Origin of the sequence: Enterobacter sp. V89_11, from assembly GCF_029967775.1 — a bacterium.
Classification (GTDB): Bacteria; Pseudomonadota; Gammaproteobacteria; order Enterobacterales; family Enterobacteriaceae; genus Enterobacter; species Enterobacter ludwigii.
Window position 1 is genome coordinate 250,391 of record NZ_JASCAN010000025.1, and the last position, 18,225, is coordinate 268,615.

General features: G+C 56.5%; 16 protein-coding genes. 3 read left to right on the plus strand and 13 right to left on the minus strand.

From position 1 onward, the window contains the following. Positions 1-4 precede the first annotated feature (4 nt). The 4 genes from QLG09_RS19580 to QLG09_RS19595 are packed head-to-tail and all read right to left on the minus strand — an operon-like array spanning position 5 to position 4,005. On the minus strand, positions 5-643 hold the full coding sequence (locus tag QLG09_RS19580) for an NADH:ubiquinone reductase (Na(+)-transporting) subunit D (protein ID WP_025205100.1): 639 nt from the start codon (positions 641-643) through the stop codon (positions 5-7). Beyond that, positions 636-1,430 carry a Na(+)-translocating NADH-quinone reductase subunit C gene (locus QLG09_RS19585; RefSeq protein ID WP_079231381.1) on the minus strand — a complete coding sequence of 265 codons (795 nt, stop codon included), beginning with the start codon at positions 1,428-1,430 and terminating at the stop codon, positions 636-638. Before QLG09_RS19585 ends, QLG09_RS19580 begins: the two co-directional genes overlap by 8 nt. Continuing rightward, positions 1,423-2,658: an NADH:ubiquinone reductase (Na(+)-transporting) subunit B gene (locus tag QLG09_RS19590; RefSeq protein WP_020882790.1), complete on the minus strand. Its 1,236-nt coding sequence runs from the start codon at positions 2,656-2,658 to the stop codon at positions 1,423-1,425. Before QLG09_RS19590 ends, QLG09_RS19585 begins: the two co-directional genes overlap by 8 nt. A 3-nt stretch (positions 2,659-2,661) precedes the next feature. Continuing rightward, positions 2,662-4,005, minus strand: coding sequence for a Na(+)-translocating NADH-quinone reductase subunit A (locus tag QLG09_RS19595; RefSeq protein ID WP_282489307.1), 1,344 nt, complete (start codon positions 4,003-4,005; stop codon positions 2,662-2,664). A gap of 298 nt (positions 4,006-4,303) precedes the next feature. On the opposite strand from QLG09_RS19595, the gene dpaA reads away from it, so the two are divergent. Beyond that, positions 4,304-5,044, plus strand: coding sequence for a peptidoglycan meso-diaminopimelic acid protein amidase (gene dpaA / locus QLG09_RS19600; protein ID WP_014168757.1), 741 nt, complete (start codon positions 4,304-4,306; stop codon positions 5,042-5,044). Here dpaA and QLG09_RS19605 read toward each other — a convergent pair. Further along, entirely contained in the window at positions 5,015-5,782 is a 768-nt protein-coding gene (locus QLG09_RS19605; protein ID WP_014168756.1) for a class II glutamine amidotransferase, read from the minus strand. The genes dpaA and QLG09_RS19605 overlap by 30 nt on opposite strands. 46 nt (positions 5,783-5,828) lie before the next feature. After that, on the minus strand, positions 5,829-6,407 hold the full coding sequence (lpcA, locus tag QLG09_RS19610) for a D-sedoheptulose 7-phosphate isomerase (protein WP_014168755.1): 579 nt from the start codon (positions 6,405-6,407) through the stop codon (positions 5,829-5,831). Positions 6,408-6,646: 239 nt separating this feature from the next. Here lpcA and fadE point away from each other — a divergent pair, with 239 nt between their 5' ends. Together fadE and QLG09_RS19620 are read left to right on the plus strand one after the other, a co-directional pair. Further along, on the plus strand, positions 6,647-9,091 hold the full coding sequence (fadE, locus tag QLG09_RS19615; RefSeq protein WP_282489308.1) for an acyl-CoA dehydrogenase FadE: 2,445 nt from the start codon (positions 6,647-6,649) through the stop codon (positions 9,089-9,091). Between the two features lie 108 nt (positions 9,092-9,199). Beyond that, the gene (locus QLG09_RS19620) at positions 9,200-9,970 is read left to right on the plus strand and encodes an amidohydrolase (RefSeq protein ID WP_014168753.1); all 771 of its coding nucleotides are present in this window, start codon (positions 9,200-9,202) and stop codon (positions 9,968-9,970) included. A 41-nt stretch (positions 9,971-10,011) separates the two neighbouring features. Here the strand turns inward: QLG09_RS19620 and QLG09_RS19625 are convergent, their stop codons facing one another. The 7 genes from QLG09_RS19625 to QLG09_RS19655 are packed head-to-tail and all read right to left on the minus strand — an operon-like array spanning position 10,012 to position 17,786. Beyond that, complete coding sequence (locus tag QLG09_RS19625; protein WP_282489312.1) at positions 10,012-11,613, minus strand: gamma-glutamyltransferase family protein; 1,602 nt, start codon at positions 11,611-11,613, stop codon at positions 10,012-10,014. A 9-nt stretch (positions 11,614-11,622) separates the two neighbouring features. After that, the gene (locus QLG09_RS19630; RefSeq protein WP_020882794.1) at positions 11,623-12,498 is read right to left on the minus strand and encodes an ABC transporter permease; all 876 of its coding nucleotides are present in this window, start codon (positions 12,496-12,498) and stop codon (positions 11,623-11,625) included. Between the two features lie 2 nt (positions 12,499-12,500). Next, entirely contained in the window at positions 12,501-13,442 is a 942-nt protein-coding gene (locus QLG09_RS19635; RefSeq protein ID WP_032677468.1) for an ABC transporter permease, read from the minus strand. An 18-nt stretch (positions 13,443-13,460) separates the two neighbouring features. Next, on the minus strand, positions 13,461-14,975 hold the full coding sequence (locus QLG09_RS19640) for an ABC transporter substrate-binding protein (RefSeq protein WP_020882796.1): 1,515 nt from the start codon (positions 14,973-14,975) through the stop codon (positions 13,461-13,463). 2 nt (positions 14,976-14,977) lie between these two features. Further along, entirely contained in the window at positions 14,978-16,060 is a 1,083-nt protein-coding gene (locus QLG09_RS19645; RefSeq protein WP_282489311.1) for an oligopeptide/dipeptide ABC transporter ATP-binding protein, read from the minus strand. Then, entirely contained in the window at positions 16,057-17,070 is a 1,014-nt protein-coding gene (locus QLG09_RS19650; protein ID WP_014168747.1) for an ABC transporter ATP-binding protein, read from the minus strand. Before QLG09_RS19650 ends, QLG09_RS19645 begins: the two co-directional genes overlap by 4 nt. Continuing rightward, positions 17,067-17,786, minus strand: coding sequence for a FadR/GntR family transcriptional regulator (locus QLG09_RS19655; protein ID WP_014168746.1), 720 nt, complete (start codon positions 17,784-17,786; stop codon positions 17,067-17,069). Before QLG09_RS19655 ends, QLG09_RS19650 begins: the two co-directional genes overlap by 4 nt. Positions 17,787-18,225: the final 439 nt, after the last annotated feature.

The following is an 18,225-nucleotide window of genomic DNA, read 5'->3' on the forward strand; positions in this document are numbered from 1 at the left end:
TCGGTTACTCCTTTTCCTGCTGTTCTGGCTTCAGGGTACGAATCAGCCAGATCAGCAAACCGATAATGAAAAATGCGCTTGGGGCCAGCAGGAAGAGTCCGTTTGGCAGATACCAGCCGCCGTTTTGTACCGTGTCCAGCACCGTGACGCCAAACAGCTTACCGCTGCCAATCAGCTCGCGCAGGAACCCAACGGTCAGCAGGATAACGCCGTAACCGAGACCGTTACCGATCCCGTCCATAAAGCTCGCCAGCGGAGGCATTTTCATTGCATAAGCTTCGGCACGCCCCATCACGATGCAGTTGGTGATAATCAGGCCGACAAACACCGAGAGCTGTTTTGACGTTTCATACGCGAAAGCACGCAGTAGCTGATCGACCACGATCACCAGCGACGCGATGATCGCCATCTGCACAATGATCCTCACGCTATTCGGGATGTGGTGGCGGATCATGGAGATAAACATGCTGGAAAATGCCGTCACCAGCGTGACCGCGACGGTCATAACCAGCGCGGTTTCCAGTTTTGTCGTGACCGCCAGCGCCGAACAGACGCCCAGTACCTGTAAGGTAATAGGGTTATTCGCCAGCAGCGGGCCAATGAGCACCTTTTTGACTTCTTTCAGTTCACCCGTATCAGCCATTGTTCAGCGCTCCTTCACGTACGTTTTTCAGGAAAGGACCAAAGCCCAGCTCGCCCATCCAGAAATCAAAACTGTGCTGCACCCCTTTTGACGTGAGCGTTGCCCCGGAAAGCCCGTCTACGGCATATTCGTCACCCGGACGCGCAGCCCCTTTCATCACCTTCAGGGCAGGCAGGCCGTTATCGTCGAGCACTTTCTTGCCGACAAACTGCGCGCGCCAGTTAGGGTTTTCAACCTCACCGCCGAGCCCCGGCGTTTCGCCCTGGTCATAATAGGTAATCCCTTTCACCGTGCGACCATCCGTATCGAGTGCCACAAAGGCGTACATCATCGACCATAGCCCGTTGCCGTATATCGGCAGCACGATCTCCTGCACCCGCTTCTGCTCATCGCGCACAAGGTAAATTTCGGCGAGGTTACTGCGACGCTTGATGCCAGCGGGATCTTGCGATGCCTCCAGCGTCAGGCTCATCTCAGGGTCTTTCAGTGCCAGTGCCTGGTTAAATTTCGTCGGGTCTTTATCCAGCAACTGGCCGGTTTTTAAATCCACCAGACGCGCCGAAATGCGCTCCGCGAAGAGTTCAGCCACGTCGTCTGTACTCATCCCTTCCTGCATTAACCCGGCCACAGCCAGGATGTTGCGTTGTTTATCCAGCGCACGCTGCTCCTGTTGCCGTGGTTTTAATCCCACGGCAGAGCCGGCCACGACAATGGAACAGACCAGGCAAAGGACCAGCACCACCAGCAGCGTTTTGCCGATGCTGTCGTTATTCTTGCTTTCAGCCACGCGCTTTCCTCCGCTTAATGTTGGCGCGCACGACCAGATAGTCAAAGAGCGGCGCAAACAGATTGGCAAACAGAATGGCCAACATCATCCCTTCCGGATAAGCCGGGTTGACCACACGAATCAGGACACACATCGCACCAATGAGCACGCCATAGCTCCATTTACCTTTGTCGGTAAAGGACGCAGAGACAGGATCGGTGGCCATGAACATCATGCCGAAAGCGAACCCACCCAGCACCAGATGCCAGTACCAGGGCATGGAGAACATCGGGTTGGTGGCGGAACCGATGAAATTAAACATCGTGGCTGTTAACACCATGCCAATCATTACCCCTGCGACAATGCGCCACGACGCGACGCGTCCGAAAAGAATGATGGCGCCACCGAGTAAAATCATCAGCGTGGAAACTTCCCCAACAGAGCCGGGAATGTTGCCAATAAAGGCATCCAGCCAGGTCACGGGTTGACCCGTGGCGTTGTTAACCAGCGTTTCGCCCCCGTGCGCGGCCCACTGCGAAAGCGGCGTCGCACCCGAGAACCCATCCGCGGCCGTCCACACCAGGTCGCCCGAGATTTGCGCCGGATACGCAAAGAACAGGAAAGCTCGCCCGGCCAGTGCCGGGTTGAGGAAGTTGCGCCCGGTGCCACCGAAGATCTCCTTGGCAATCACCACGCCAAAACTGATCCCCAGTGCCGCCTGCCAGAGCGGCAACGTCGGTGGAACAATCAGGGCAAACAGAATCGACGTCACGAAGAAGCCTTCGTTGATCTCATGTTTGCGAATGATGGCGAACAGCACTTCCCAGAAGCCCCCCACGATAAACACCGTGATGTAGATTGGCAGGAAGAATACGGCTCCCAGCGTCATCATGCTTATCCAGCCGGCATCGGCTGCAAAGCTGACGCCTAACGTCTGAGCCAGGCGGTAGTGCCAGTCCGACTGGATAACCTGAGCCAGCTGTGGGGCATCATATAAATGATGCAGCGCCGGAATGGTCTGCAGGCCAACGTTGTACATACCCCAGAACATGGCCGGGAAGACCGCAAACCAGACCAGAATCATCATTCGTTTGAGGTCGATAGCATCGCGAACGTGTGCCGCCCCTTTTGTGACCAGCCCCGGCGTGTAGAAAATAGTCGCCGTTGCTTCATACAGCGGGTAGTACTTCCTGAGCTTCCCGTGCGTAAAGTGCGGCTCTATTTTTTCAAAGAGGTGTTTTAAGCCCATCAGTTATCCTTCCTGCTCAATGCGGGTTAACACCTCGCGCAATACCGGTCCATATTCGTATTTTCCCGGACAGACATAGGTACAGAGCGCCAGATCTTCTTCGTCAAGCTCGAGGCACCCCAGCGCCTGGGCACTGTCGGTGTCACCGGCCAGCAGATCGCGCAGCAGCAGAGTTGGCAGAATATCCAGCGGCATAACTCGCTCGTAGTTGCCAATCGGAACCATGGCGCGCTCTCCGCCGTGGGTGCTGGTCGAGAAATTAAAGAGTTTGCGACGCAGGAAGTGCCCAAGGGTAGTGCGGGTCACTGAATACTTCTCAGCGCCCGGCAGAACCCAGCCGAACAGCTCTTTCTCGCGACCTTCCAGAACCACACTGACCTGCAGGTGGAAGCGCCCAAGATACGCCTGCGCGTCAGCCGCATGACGGCCACTGAGCACCGAGCCAGAAATCAGGCGGTTTTCACCCTCTTTCGTTTCACCGGCAAGCAGTTCATTAATGTCCGCACCCATCAGCGTTTTCACCAGGCGTGGATTTGCTGCCTGTGGCCCGCCGAGGGCGATCACCCGTTCAGCGCACAGTTCACCGGTGGTAAAGAGCTTACCAATGGCAATCACGTCCTGATAATTCAGATGCCAGACCTGTTTCGTCAGGCTCACCGGCTCCAGGAAGTGGATATGCGTTCCGACTAACCCCGCCGGGTGCGGACCTGCAAACGCATTAAACGTAACTTGCCCCTGCGGATGGCCCCCGAGTTTGCCGCCGCCCGCCTGACAGACGTGGACCTTCCCCGAAGTCAGACGGGTTAACACGGTTAGCCCGGCATCAAACGCGTTACGCTGCGCCAGAATAATGGGCTCCGGGTCCGCGCTGAGCGGGTTGGTATCAATGGCGGTGACGAAAATAGCGGCCGGAAGCGTGTCCGGAACAGGCGATTTGCTGAAAGGTCGCGTGCGAAACGCCGTCCACAAGCCGGACGCCAGCAGTTGTGCCTGAACGGCTTCCCGGCTCAGGGCAGCGAGGTCTGCTGCGTCGAAACGGGAAAACTCACGTTGTTCGTCGCCTTCAATACGGATAACCACCGACTGCAGGACGCGACGTTCACCGCGATTGATTGCCACCACGGTACCGCTCGCGGGGGCCGTAAACATAACGCCAGGATTTTTTTTGTCCTCGAAGAGCGCCTGTCCTTTAATGACGCGATCGCTTTCCTGCACCAGCATTGAGGGACGCATTCCCAGGTAGTCATCGCCCAAAATGGCGACATGGCGGACACTTGCGCCAGGCGAAACGTGCGGCTCGGGCACGCCTGCAATCGGCAGATCAAGTCCTTTTCTGATTTTAAACATGTGGTTAGCAAGCTTCCATGAACTTCAATCCAGAGGGGGCGAAGTGTACCATTTTCGCTGTTTTTCGGGCACCAAAACCTCGGTTGCAGGCGCTAAAGTGCGAGGTATTACGCAAAGTTCCTGGAGCCAACGCGATTTTGATGGTTTATAAAGTAAAACTAATTTGTAAACTCACCGTCCGGCTCTTGCGAAAATCTATGGCGGTGCTAATGTGAGCGCACCTAACAGAATAATCTGATTTCGGGTCTCTTTTGCCGTCCTGGCAATTTGGTCTTAGTTTTATCAAGGAACTAGTAGTATGCGTAAAATCGCATTGTTCATTGCGATGCTCCTGATTCCGTGCGTATCGTTTGCCGGGCTGCTCAGCAGCAATAGCTCAACCACGCCGGTCAGCAAAGAATATAAACAGCAGTTAATGGGATCACCGGTTTATATTCAAATCTTCAAGGAAGAACGCACACTCGATCTGTTTGTAAAAATGGGCGAGACATATCAGCTGCTTGATAGTTACAAGATTTGTAACTACTCCGGTGGTCTGGGGCCAAAACAGCGTCAGGGCGATTTCAAAAGTCCGGAAGGGTTTTACAACGTTCAGCGTAGCCAGCTAAAACCTGACAGCCGCTTCTATAAAGCCATTAACATTGGCTTCCCGAACGCCTATGACCGTGCCCACGGTTATGAAGGCAAATACCTGATGATCCACGGTGCATGCGTGTCTATCGGCTGTTATGCGATGACCGATACCGGCATTGATGAGATTTTCCAGTTTGTCACCGGCGCACTGGTCTTTGGTCAGCCGAACGTTCAGGTCAGCATCTACCCGTTCCGCATGACCGATGCCAACATGGCGCGTCACAAGTATTCCTACTACGCGGATTTCTGGAAACAGCTGAAACCGGGTTACGACTACTTTGAGCAGACGCACAAGCCGCCGGTTGTCTCGGTTGTCGATGGCCGCTATGTGGTCAGCAAGCCGCTGAGCCACGAAGTCGTCCAGCCGCAGCTGGCATCAAACTACTCGGTCCCCGAGACAAAATAAGACCCACTCGCCTGGCATAATCTTTTGCCAGGTTTCGTTGCCCGTCAGCGGCTGGGTCGCGATCACTGTGACCACATCATTCGGTGTGGTCTCTCGTTGAAAATCAATTTCCACATCCTGATCGAGCAGCTTGGCGACGCCAAACGGCGCGCGGCGCGTGATCCAGAACAGATTGGTCGAACAGAACGCCATCACATAACGCCCGTCAGACAGCAGCATGTTGAACACGCCCTTCTCACGCAGTTCTGATGCCAGCGACGCAATGTATTTGAAGACGGCGGTCATGTTGCCGGGCGTGCGCGGATAACGCTGCGTCAGCTTGTGCAGCAGCCAGCAAAACGCTTTTTCGCTGTCGGTCTCACCGACCGGACGGAAATTGCCCGTCTCCAGCGACTTATAGCCGGAGAGCTGGCCATTGTGCGCGTAGGTCCAGTGACGGCCCCACAGCTCGCGGGTGAACGGGTGGGTATTTTCCAGCGCCACTTCCCCACGGTTTGCCTGACGGATGTGGGCAATCACCGAGCGGGACTTAATGGGATAGTCCTGCACCAGTCTGGCAATCGGGGAATTAAAGCTGGGCTGGGGATCTTTGAATGTGCGACATCCTTTGCCTTCGTAGAAGGTAATGCCCCAGCCGTCTTTATGCGGCCCGGTGCCCCCGCCGCGCTGAACGAGCCCGGTGAAGCTAAAGCAGATATCGGTTGGCACATTGGCGCTCATCCCGAGCAATTCGCACATACATCACCTCCACAACAGCGGGGGCAATCATGCCCCCAGCGAAGTCTTACTTAACCATCTCTTTTTCGATCAGCTGGATCAGGATGTGGATCACTTTGATGTGAATTTCCTGAATGCGGTCAGCATAACCGAAGTGTGGAACACGGATTTCGATATCCGCCGTACCGTCCATCTTACCGCCATCTTTACCGGTCAGGGTGATGACTTTCATCCCTTTTTCACGCGCTGCGGCAATCGCTTTGATCACGTTAGCCGAGTTTCCGGACGTCGAAATACCCAGCAGCACGTCACCTTCACGGCCCACGGCTTCGACGTAGCGAGAGAAGATATAGTCATAACCAAAATCGTTACTGACGCAGGAAATGTGGCTCACATCGGAAATCGCAATCGCCGGGTAGCCCGGACGGTTTTCACGATAACGCCCGGTCAGCTCTTCTGCAAAGTGCATCGCATCACAATGGGAACCACCGTTACCACAGGAGAGCACTTTACCGCCGGCTTTGAAACTGTCGGCCAGCAGGACCGCTGCGCGCTGAATAGCGTGAATATTGGCATCATCTTTCAGAAAGTTAGCCAGCGTTTCCGCCGCTTCGTTCAGTTCGTTACGAATAAGATCCTGGTACATGAGGATAATCCTTCAGTATTGATGAAATAACACAGTGGAGTGTACCGGATAGCGGGAAAAGCGAGAAGCTAAAGCCATGCGAATCGTCTGGCGTTTTGCGTTTTCGTGCCGGCTTAAACCTGAACAATGTGAACCAGGTTGTAATTATTTTGTAAACACATTGCTAAAGGAAATAACATCAACTACAACCATATCATCACAAGTGGTCAGACCTCCTACAAGAAAGGGAGCTTTTCTTTATGATGATTTTGAGCATTCTCGCAACCGTTGTTCTGCTCGGTGTGCTGTTCTATCACCGGGTGAGTTTATTCCTGAGCAGTCTGATTCTGCTGGCCTGGACGGCTGCGCTTGGCGTCGCTGGCCTGTGGAATATCTGGCTTTTAGTCCCGCTGGCTATCATTCTTCTGCCGCTTAACTTTACGCCGATGCGTAAATCGATGATCTCCGCGCCGGTGTTCAAAGGCTTCCGCAAAGTGATGCCGCCCATGTCGCGTACGGAGAAAGAAGCGATTGATGCCGGTACCACCTGGTGGGAAGGCGACCTGTTCCAGGGCAACCCGGACTGGAAAAAGCTGCACAATTATCCGCAACCGCGTCTGACCGCTGAAGAACAGGCCTTTATTGATGGTCCGGTGGAAGAAGCGTGCCGCATGGCAAATGACTTCGCGATTACCCATGAAATGGCGGACCTGCCGCCAGAACTGTGGGCGTATCTGAAAGAACACCGCTTCTTCGCGATGATCATTAAGAAAGAGTACGGCGGTCTGGAGTTTTCCGCTTACGCTCAGGCCCGCGTCCTGCAAAAACTGGCAGGCGTTTCCGGGATCCTGGCGATCACCGTTGGCGTGCCGAACTCGTTAGGCCCGGGTGAACTGCTGCAACACTACGGTACCGAAGAGCAGAAAGATCACTACCTGCCGCGTCTGGCACGCGGCCAGGAAATTCCATGCTTCGCGCTGACCAGCCCGGAAGCGGGCTCCGATGCGGGTGCGATCCCGGATACCGGTGTCGTCTGCATGGGTGAATGGCAGGGCCAACAGGTGCTGGGTATGCGCCTGACCTGGAACAAACGTTATATTACGCTCGCCCCTATCGCGACCGTGCTGGGCCTGGCCTTTAAGCTCTCCGATCCGGAAAAACTGCTGGGCGGTGAAGAAGATCTGGGCATTACCTGCGCGCTGATCCCAACCTCAACCCCAGGCGTTGAAATTGGTCGTCGCCACTTCCCGCTGAACGTACCGTTCCAGAACGGCCCAACCCGCGGCAAGGATATCTTTGTACCGATTGATTACATCATCGGTGGTCCAAAAATGGCCGGTCAGGGCTGGCGCATGCTGGTGGAATGTCTGTCGGTTGGCCGTGGTATTACCCTGCCGTCGAACTCGACCGGTGGTTTGAAATCTGTCGCGATGGGGATTGGTGCATACGCCCATATCCGCCGTCAGTTCAAAATCTCTATCGGCAAGATGGAAGGGATCGAAGAGCCGCTGGCACGTATCGCAGGTAACGCCTACGTGATGGATGCTGCCGCCTCCCTGATTACCTACGGCATTATGCTGGGCGAAAAACCGGCCGTGCTGTCAGCTATCGTGAAGTATCACTGTACCCACCGCGCACAGCAGTCAATCATTGATGCAATGGATATCGCGGGCGGTAAAGGCATTATGCTCGGCGAGGGCAACTTCCTGGCGCGCGGCTACCAGGGCGCACCGATTGCCATCACCGTTGAAGGGGCAAACATCCTGACCCGCAGCATGATGATCTTCGGCCAGGGGGCAATCCGTTGCCATCCTTATGTGCTGGAAGAGATGGCCGCCGCGCAGAATAACGACGTGGATGCCTTCGACAAGCTGCTGTTCAAACATATCGGTCACGTGGGCAGTAATAAAGTACGCAGCTTCTGGCTGGGTCTGACGCGCGGTCTTACCAGCGCCACGCCAACCGGTGATGCGACCAAGCGTTATTACCAGCATCTTAACCGCCTGAGCGCCAACCTCGCTCTGCTGTCAGATGTTTCTATGGCGGTGCTGGGCGGTAGCCTGAAGCGTCGTGAGCGTATCTCTGCCCGTCTGGGTGATGTGCTGAGCCAAATCTTCCTCGCCTCTGCGGTCCTGAAACGCTACGACGATGAAGGCCGTCAGGAAGCCGATCTGCCGCTGGTTCACTGGGGTGTTCAGGATGCGATGTATCAGGCGGAACAGGCCATTGACGATCTGCTGGCGAACTTCCCGAACCGCTTTGTTGCAGGTGCCCTTCGCGTGGTGATCTTCCCGACCGGTCGTCATCATCTGGCGCCGTCTGACAAACTGGATCACAAAGTGGCGAAGATCCTGCAGGTACCGAGCGCAACCCGTTCCCGTATCGGCCGCGGTCAGTATCTGGCTCCCACGCCGCATAACCCGGTTGGTCTGCTGGAAGAAGCGCTGCTGGACGTGATGGCTGCCGATCCCATCCACCAGAAGATCTGCAAACAGCTGGGCAAAAACCTGCCGTTCACCCGCCTGGATGAACTGGCGAAACAGGCCCTGACGGGCGGGATCATCAACAATGATGAAGCCGCTCTGCTGGTGAAAGCCGAAGAGAGCCGTCTGCGCAGCATTAACGTGGATGATTTCGACCCGGATGAGCTGGCGACACAGCCGGTAAAGCTGCCGGAGAAGGTCCGCAAACCTGAAGCTGCATAACGCGTTTCGCTTCTACAAACCCCGCCACGCGCGGGGTTTTTTATTGCCACATTTTCTCTTTATGTCGTGCTACAGTGTCAAAAAGTGGTCGTTTGAGGAGTCTGAATTGTGCCTGGTCTGAAGATTTCGATTTTGCAGCAACCTTTAGTGTGGATGGACGGCCCTGCCAACCTGCGCCACTTTGATCGTCAACTGGAAGGCATTACCGGGCGTGATGTGATTGTCCTGCCGGAGATGTTCACTACCGGCTTCGCCATGGAAGCGGCGCAACAGTCAATGCCACAGCAAGAGGTGGTCGCCTGGATGCACGCCAAAGCGCAGCAAACCAATGCGCTGATTGCCGGCAGCGCTGCGCTGCAAACCGAACGCGGGCCGGTCAACCGCTTCCTGCTGGTCGAGCCGGAAGGGAAAGTGCATTTCTATGATAAACGCCACCTGTTCCGCATGGCAGATGAACATCATCACTATGAAGCGGGTGATGCGCGCGTGGTGTTCGAATGGCGCGGCTGGCGTATTCTGCCGCTGGTTTGCTACGACCTGCGCTTCCCGGTGTGGTCACGCAACCGCAACGATTACGACCTGGCGCTGTATGTCGCCAACTGGCCTGCCCCGCGCTCCCTGCACTGGCAGTCGCTGCTGGTCGCACGCGCCATTGAAAACCAGGCGTATGTGGTCGGCTGTAACCGCGTGGGGACCGATGGCAACGGGCATCATTATCGGGGGGATAGCCGGGTGGTGAACCCGCAGGGTGAAATTATTGCCACCGCAGAGCCGCATCAGGCAACGCGCATTGATGCTGAATTGTCACTAACGGCCCTGAAGGAATATCGCGAGAAGTTTCCGGCCTGGCAGGATGCGGATCCCTTTAGCATTGGATAACGGTTTCCCCTCCCTCTCACAGGTAGAGGGAGGGGACATCATTAACTCACCAGCGCCTGCCCGTCTTTGCGGCTCTCTGTCGCCGCCACATAATGCCCTTCCGGCATACGATAAATCACCTGCGCGCCGCCGAAGTTGTAATCCTGGAGCGGATCTTCCACCACGATCTGGTGCCCGCGCTCACGCAGTGCGGCGATAGTATTGCGATCGAACGTCGATTCGACGATCACTTCCCTGCCCTGCACCACGCGCCAGCGAGGCGCATCAATTGCCGCCTGTGGGTTTTGCCCGTGCAGCATGATGCGCAGCGCCATCTGCATATGCCCCTGCGCCTGCATTGGGCCGCCCATGACGCCAAAGGACATCAGCGGTTTACCGTTGCCGTCCATCGCAAAGCCCGGAATGATGGTGTGGAACGGACGCTTACTGCCCGCCAGCGCATTCGGATGGTTTGGATCCAGCACAAAGCCACAGCCGCGGTTTTGCAGACTGATCCCGGTCTCCGGCACCACAATCCCGGATCCAAAGCCCATATAGTTGGACTGAATAAAGGAGATCATCATACCGCTGGAATCTGCAGCGCTCAGGTAGACCGTGCCGCTCTGCGTCGGCGAACCGTAGACGAAATCGGAGGCGTTATCGGGGTCGATAAGCGCCGCGCGGGACGCCAGATAACGATCGCTCAGCAACGCCTGGGCCGCGAACTCCATGTGTTCTTCATCAGCGACGTAGCGATCGAGATCCGCCAGCGCCAGTTTCATCGCTTCAATAGACAGATGAAGCGACTGCACGGAATCCGGATGATGTTTTTCAATTCCACACTGCTCCAGAATACCGAGCGCAATCAGCGTGGCGATGCCCTGCCCGTTTGGCGGCAGCTCCTGCACTGAACCACCGGCAAAATCACGCGACAGCAGTTCTACCCAGTCCACACGATGATTGGCCAAATCCTCTGCCGTCAGGTGCGCGCCATGTTCTTTCGCGAAAGCGGCAATTTTCTGCGCCAGCTCGCCGCGGTAAAACGCTTCACCGTTGGTTCTGGCAATCAGCTCCAGCGAATGAGCCTGCGCCGGGTTACGGAAGATCTCGCCAACCCGGGGAGCACGCCCTTCCGGAGCAAAGCAGGCGCTAAAGCCTGGCTGATCTTTGAGCTTGTTATAACCCCGCTGCCAGAGATGGCCAATCAACGGGGAGACCGGAAAACCGTTACGCGCATACTCGATGGCCGGTTGCGCCAGCGTAGTAAGCGGCAGCGTGCCAAAACGTTCTGCCAGCGCCACCCAGCCCGATACCGCACCCGGCACGGTGACGGCGTCCCAGCCAATTTCTGGCACCGCGGTTTTCCCGGCAAACAGATCCGCGTGCCAGCTGGCAGGCGAGCGGCCAGAGGCGTTCAGGCCGTGGAGTTTTTCACCATCCCAGACGATGGCAAAGGCATCGCTGCCAATACCGTTGCCGGTGGGTTCAACCACCGTCAACGCCATGGCGGTTGCAACCGCCGCATCAACCGCGTTCCCGCCGAGCTGCAGCATTTTCATTCCCGCCTGGGCCGCCAGCGGCTGAGATGTCGCCACGGCGTTGTGGCCCATCATCGGCGGGCGTCGTGAATCGTAACCGGAAGTGAAATCAAGCGCTCTGGTCATCATGACTCCTTAGTCATGGCGCGGATCGAGCGCATCGCGCAGCCCGTCGCCGAGTAAATTAAAGCCCTGCACGGCAAGAAAAATCGCCACACCGGGGAATACAGACATCCATGGAGCCTGCTCAAGGAAACTTTTCGCGGTATTAAGCATTGAGCCCCATGACGGGTTCGGCGGCTGCTGGCCTAACCCCAGAAATGACAGACTGGCTTCAGCAATGATTGCCGAGGCAATGGCCAGCGTGGCCTGCACCAGAATCGGAGACATCACATTGGGCAGCACATACTTAATGATGATCCAGCGATCCGGCAGGCCAATCGCCCTCGCGCCGTCGATATACTCTTCGTTGCGAATGGCAATCACCTGGCCGCGCGTCAGGCGGGCGAAGATCGGCATTGCGGAGAGGCCAATGGCGATCATGGCGTTGGTCAGGCTTGGGCCCAGGAACGCCCCGAGCGCGATCGCCATGATCAGGAACGGACAAGCCAGCAGCGCTTCAATAAAACGCGAGATCACGCCGTCCCACATCTTCTGGAAGTAACCCGCCACCAGCCCCAGCGGAACGCCAATGACCACGGCGATCACCACCGACATACAGCCAGCCATCAACGACGTTCTCGCCCCCCAGATAATGCGGGACAAAATATCGCGGCCCAGTTCATCGGTCCCAAACCAGTACATCACCGAAGGCGCTTTACGCACCGCCAGGAAATTGGCTTTCACCGGATCAAAAGGCGCGATCCACGGTGCCAGCAGTGCCACCAGCACAAAAAAGCCCACCACTACGGCACCCATCACCGCGCTTTTATTGGCGAGAAATTTCTTCAGTACCCGGTTCTGCGCTCGGGGCTGAACCGCGGCAATGGTTTGAGTTGTCAGTTCCGCCATGCTTAACCTCGCATTTTCGGGTTGATAAGAACGTAAAGCACGTCGGCCAGCAGGTTCAGCAGCAGGAAACCGATCGCCACGATAAGCACCACCCCCTGCACCACCGCATAGTCACGGTTAAAGACCGAATCGACGATCATCTTGCCGAACCCTGGAATGGTGAAGACCTGTTCGGTCAGTACCGCGCCCCCCAGCAGTTCGCCGAACAGCAGCGTGGTCAGGGTGATCACCGGAACCAGCGCATTGCGAAACGCATGCTTTAAAATCACCGCGTTTGGCAACAGCCCTTTAGCCCGTGCGGTGCGGATGTAATCGGCCTTCATTACCGCGATCATGGAGGCGCGGGTATGGCGCATCAGCGTGGCCGCCAGCCCCGTTCCCAGTACCGAGGCAGGCAACAACAGCGTACGCAGGTTCTGGATCGGATCTTCACTAAACGGCACGAAACCCGACGCTGGCAGCCATTGCAGATTGACCGAGAAGACCAGAATCAACAGGATCCCGAGCCAGAAATGCGGTATCGAGATCCCCGAGATCGCCACAAAGTTGGCACCGTGATCGACCCAGCTGTTTTTGTTGACCGCCGCGAGGATCCCCATGCTGATGCCAAACACCAGCGCGATGATCATCGCCAGCAGCGACAGCTCCAGCGTCACCGGCAGTTTGCTGGCAATGAGCTGGGTGACCGGCTCGTGAGTGCGTAAGGAGACACCAAGATCGCCCTGCAGCGCGCGCGTCAGCCAGTTGAAGTACTGCACAGGGATGGGCGCATCGAGATTGAGCTCAGCACGCAGCTGGGCGATCACCGCCGGATCGCGCTCCTCCCCGGCCATGGCGATCAGCGGATCGCCGGGCAGCAGTTTTTGCAGGCCGAACACCATCATGCTCACCAGCAGTAAGGTCGGGATGGCCAGCAGCAGACGTTTGCAAATCAGTTCCAGCATGGGTTCTCCTCAGGCCAGTTATTTCGCCAGCGTCAGACCAGCCAGACGCACAATGCCGTCCGGATACGGTTTAAAGCCCTGCACGCTCTTGTTCAGACCAAAAATACGCGGTTCAAAATAGAGGTAGGCAATGGGCATATCCGTCTGCAGCTGTTTCACCACCTTGTCGTACAGCGGCTGACGGACGGCTTTGTCGTTGCTCAGGCGCGCCTGCGTCAGCCATTCATCCACCTGCGCGTTACTGTAGCGACCGTCGTTAAGGGTGCCTTTGCTGTTAATGAAGCCGTAGATGCTGCCATCCGGATCCGGACGACCCGACCAGCCAGAGAAGCTCAGCTGATAATCACCGCTTTGCTGACGGTCGAGCAGCGTGGCGAACTCGGTCATTTGCAGGTTCAGGTTAAAGCCAGCCTCTGCGACCATCGCCTGCAGTACCTGACCGACCTGCTGTGAAGTTGGGTTGTTGGGCACCAGCAGATTGACATTCAGCGGCGTAGTGACGCCTGCCGCTTTCAACAGCGCTTTGGCTTTGTCGACATCGCGTGGTGGCACCGGCAGGTTAACGTGATACGGACTTACGGTAGAAAACGCCTGGTTTGCCGGGGTGTACAGTCCCTCGAAGACCACCTGATTTAACGCATCGCGATCGATTGCCTGAGAAAATGCCTCACGCACGCGGGCATCCTTAAACGGATCGTTCGCCGGGACCTTGCCGTTATTGATATTGAAGGTAATGCCCTGATAACCCAGACCGGTCACCTTCGCCAGCGCCAGTTTGCTGTCGGCTTCTACGGTTTTAACGTCGCTTGCGGCAATGCCTTCCGTCAGATCAAGATCCCCTGCACGCAGGTTAGCCAGACGCACGGAAGCATCCGGGATCGGCAGATAGATAATTTTGTCGAAATGGTAAGCGCCTTTGTTCCAGTAGTTGTCAAAACGCGTCAGAACGATACGGTCCTGTGAGACGCGGCTGTCGAACTTATAGGGGCCAGAGCAGACCGGATGGGCGGCAAAGTCAGGCTTTTTCGCGGCGTCGGGTGCCATCATCGCCCCGGCGCGATCGGTAAGCTGCATCAGCAGTGCGGCATCAGGTGTTTTCAGATGCAGGGCAATCTGCATCGGGCCTGTCACCTCAACGGACTCAACGGACGAGATTTCACTTTTACGCAGCGAACCTTTTAACGTCAGCGCGCGGTCGAGGTTGTATTTTGCCGCGGCGGCGTCAAATTTTTCACCGTCATGGAAGGTCACACCTTCACGCAGATCCATGGTCAGCGTTTTGCCGTCGTCACTCCAGGCCCACGATTTCGCCAGGCCGGGAACCACTTTCAGATGCTCATCCACGTCCACCAGCCGGTCGCACAGAGACGCAAAGACGAAACGGCCGTAATAGGTGCGCGCCAGATGCGGATCGAGCATATCCGGATCCGCCCCCAGACCAATTCGCAGTACGCTTTCAGAATGGGCGGGCAGCGCCGCGCCAAGCAACATAACACTTCCCAGTACGGTCAAAAGAGAATTACGCATTGTCATTATCATGAGTTCCTTGAAGGAAGGGAGGAGTGAGTGGCCGCGTGTTCAAACAGCGCGCGGCGGCGCAGAAAGGCTGCGGATGGCGGTGCTATCTGGATAACACTGCGATCGCGGTTAATCTCCTGCCAGCGATGGCAGGCAATCTGGCGTCCCCCGTCCAGCACCTGATTGATCGGCTCGACCTGGCGACATTCATCCGTGGCATACGGACAACGGGTATGGAAACGGCAGCCTGACGGTGGGCTGGCCGGGTTCGGTAAATCCCCCTGAAGCAGAGGTGCCACCCGCGGCGCGCCTGGCTGCATCTGGGGGGCGGAGGCGATTAACGCCTGCGTATAGGGGTGTAGCGGGGCATCAAAGATTTCGTCGACGGTCGCAAGCTCAACAATTTGCCCGAGATACATCACCGCCACGCGGTCACTCATATGGCGAATCACCGCCAGGCCATGGGCGACAATCACCATTGTCAGACCCAGCTGGTGCTTCAGGCTTTCCAGCAGGTTGACCACCTGCGCCTGAACCGAGACATCCAGCGCGGAGACCGGCTCGTCCCCGAGCAACAGCTTTGGACCGGAGGCCAGCGCACGCGCAATACCAATTCGCTGACGCTGCCCTCCGGAAAATTCGTGCGGATAACGTTGTGCCCAGGCCGCTGGCAGCCCTACAGTTTTAAGCAGCTCCGCCACCCGATATTGCCTGTCGGTTTTCTTCATCGACTGGTGTAGCCACAGCGGCTCACCGACGATCTGCTCGACCGTCATGCGCGGGTTTAACGATGCGAAAGGATCCTGAAAGATGATCTGCAGCTCCCGCCGCAGCTGGTTCAGACGCGCACCCGAGGCATGAGTGATCTCTTCACCCTGATAAAATACGCGTCCTTCGCTGGCCGCCAGCAGCCGCAGAAGAAGACGGGCCAGCGTCGATTTTCCGGATCCGGACTCGCCCACAATCGCCAGCGTTTCACCAGGCATGACGGAAAGGGAGACGCGATCGACCGCGGTGACAAAACGTGCTGGGGTAAACAGTTTTTTAGGGCCGGGAAAAAGCTTGCTCAGGTCCCGGGCTTCAAGAATGGGCGTCGTCATGCAATTTCTCCCAGCGCAATATGTTGTTCCAGCGGTACACGGAAGCAGGCCACCTGATGGTCGGTCCCCATCGCCGTCAGCGACGGCTTTTCGTCATGACACCGCGTTTGCGCGAAGGGGCAGCGGGTAGCGAATCGGCACCCTTTGGGCATGGATTCCGGCAGCGGAACGGCACCGGGAATAGTGGAAAGCGCGCCTTTACGTGCGCCGAGGGACGGAATCGAGCCCATCAGTCCTATGGTGTACGGGTGTTGCGGGTCGGCAAAAATGGCCTCCACGCTCCCCTGCTCTACCACCTGTCCGGCATACATTACCGCCACCTGCTGCGCGACTTCCGCCACCACCCCCAGATCGTGGGTGATCATTAACACCGCCGTACCGGTCTCTTCTTTGAGGGTATTAAGCAGCGCGAGGATCTGCGCCTGAATGGTCACATCCAGCGCGGTTGTCGGCTCGTCGGCAATCAGCAAACGTGGATGGTTAATCAGCGCCATCGCAATCATCACGCGCTGACGCATCCCCCCGGAAAGCTGGTGCGGATACGCTTTCAGGCGCATTTCTGCTGCCGGGATCTGCACCTTCTCCAGAATCTGCAGCGCAACCTTCATCGCCTCTGCACGAGAAAGTTTCTGATGGCGCATCACCGCTTCACTGAGCTGGTCTCCCAGCGTGAAGGCAGGGTTGAGCGAGGTCATTGGCTCCTGGAAAATCATTGCCAGTTCGCTGCCGCGAAGATCGGCATATTCCCGCGGTGAAAGCTTTCGTAAGTCGTGACGACGGAACTGCATCTCGCCGCTGACGATCTGTGCGCTGGCGGGCAGTAAGCCCATCAGCGCTAATGAGGTGATACTTTTCCCGCAGCCGGATTCCCCCACCAGCGCCAGCGTTTCTCCCGCGTTGACCGTCAGTGAAATACCATCAAGCACGCTCACCGGAGAGCCGGCGAACGTTACGTTAAGATTTTGCAGCCGCAGTACAGGCGTGGGGTCCTTAAACGGGATCGTCGTCATAGCGTGAAGTCGTCCTCAAGGTGAATAGCCTGAATCAGGGCTGACTGCAGGCTAAGCAGGTGTTCGCGCATGGCGGCCGCTGCTTCATTAGGCTGGCGATGGATAATCGCAGACATGATTTTTTGATGGTGGTCGTTATAGTGATCAACCCGCTCGGGTGTACGGGCTAATTCGCGCAAATGCTGCCAGCCCGGTTCACGTCTGACGGCATCAATGGCATCAAACAGGCCAAGCATCAGGCGATTACCGGCAGCCTCGGCAATGGCGCGGTGAAATGCGCTATCCCAGAGTTCGTTGAGATCGCGGTCGTCCGGGCTGACCTTATCAATGCGTTCCAGCATGCGCTGCATAAGCGCGAGGTTTTCCCTGGTGGCACGCAGTGCCGCAAGCCGGGCTAAGCCCGGTTCGAGCTGAAGACGAGCTTCCATGACTTCCAGAAGGTTGGTTTGCTGAACCAATCCCTGAAGGGCCAGAGGTTCAACAGGTGCAGACGGGCCTATAAAGGTCCCTTTGCCCTGTTTACGCCAGATCCGCCCCTCCTCTTCCAGCACATCCAGCGCACGACGTACTTCACGTCGTCCTACGCCGAGAGTCTCCGACAGCTCACGTTCAGTGGGCAGCGGAGTGCCTGGTGTTGACTCATGCTGGTTGATCAGTCCGCGCAGCTGCTCAAGCGCGGTGCTGGAATTGGCCAGAAACCGTGACGGTTTTTCCATATTGGTTCGCTCGCTATCATCATTACTTTATTTTTATTAACGATAAGTTATTGATATGACGTACTACTTACCGTGCTAATGATTAAGCAATAAACGAACCAATAAAGCATTGGTTCATGAACTTTCTGAAGGACTGTAGATAAGCGAATGATTTTCTGTGAATTATTTTTTACAAAATTACACATCTGCTCCGCTGCCAAAAAGACAATCGGTGGCAAAATGCACAAATACGGTGCAAATTGTGCACTATCACTGATCAAATGTTAATTAATTGCACCACAGATATTAATTTTTTGTTAATAAAGACAGGGGGGCGGATAAAGAAGATTTGCAGACGCAGAAACGACGAAGGCCTGAATCATTTTTGATTCAGGCCTTCTGAATAGTGGCGGAACGGACGGGACTCGAACCCGCGACCCCCTGCGTGACAGGCAGGTAT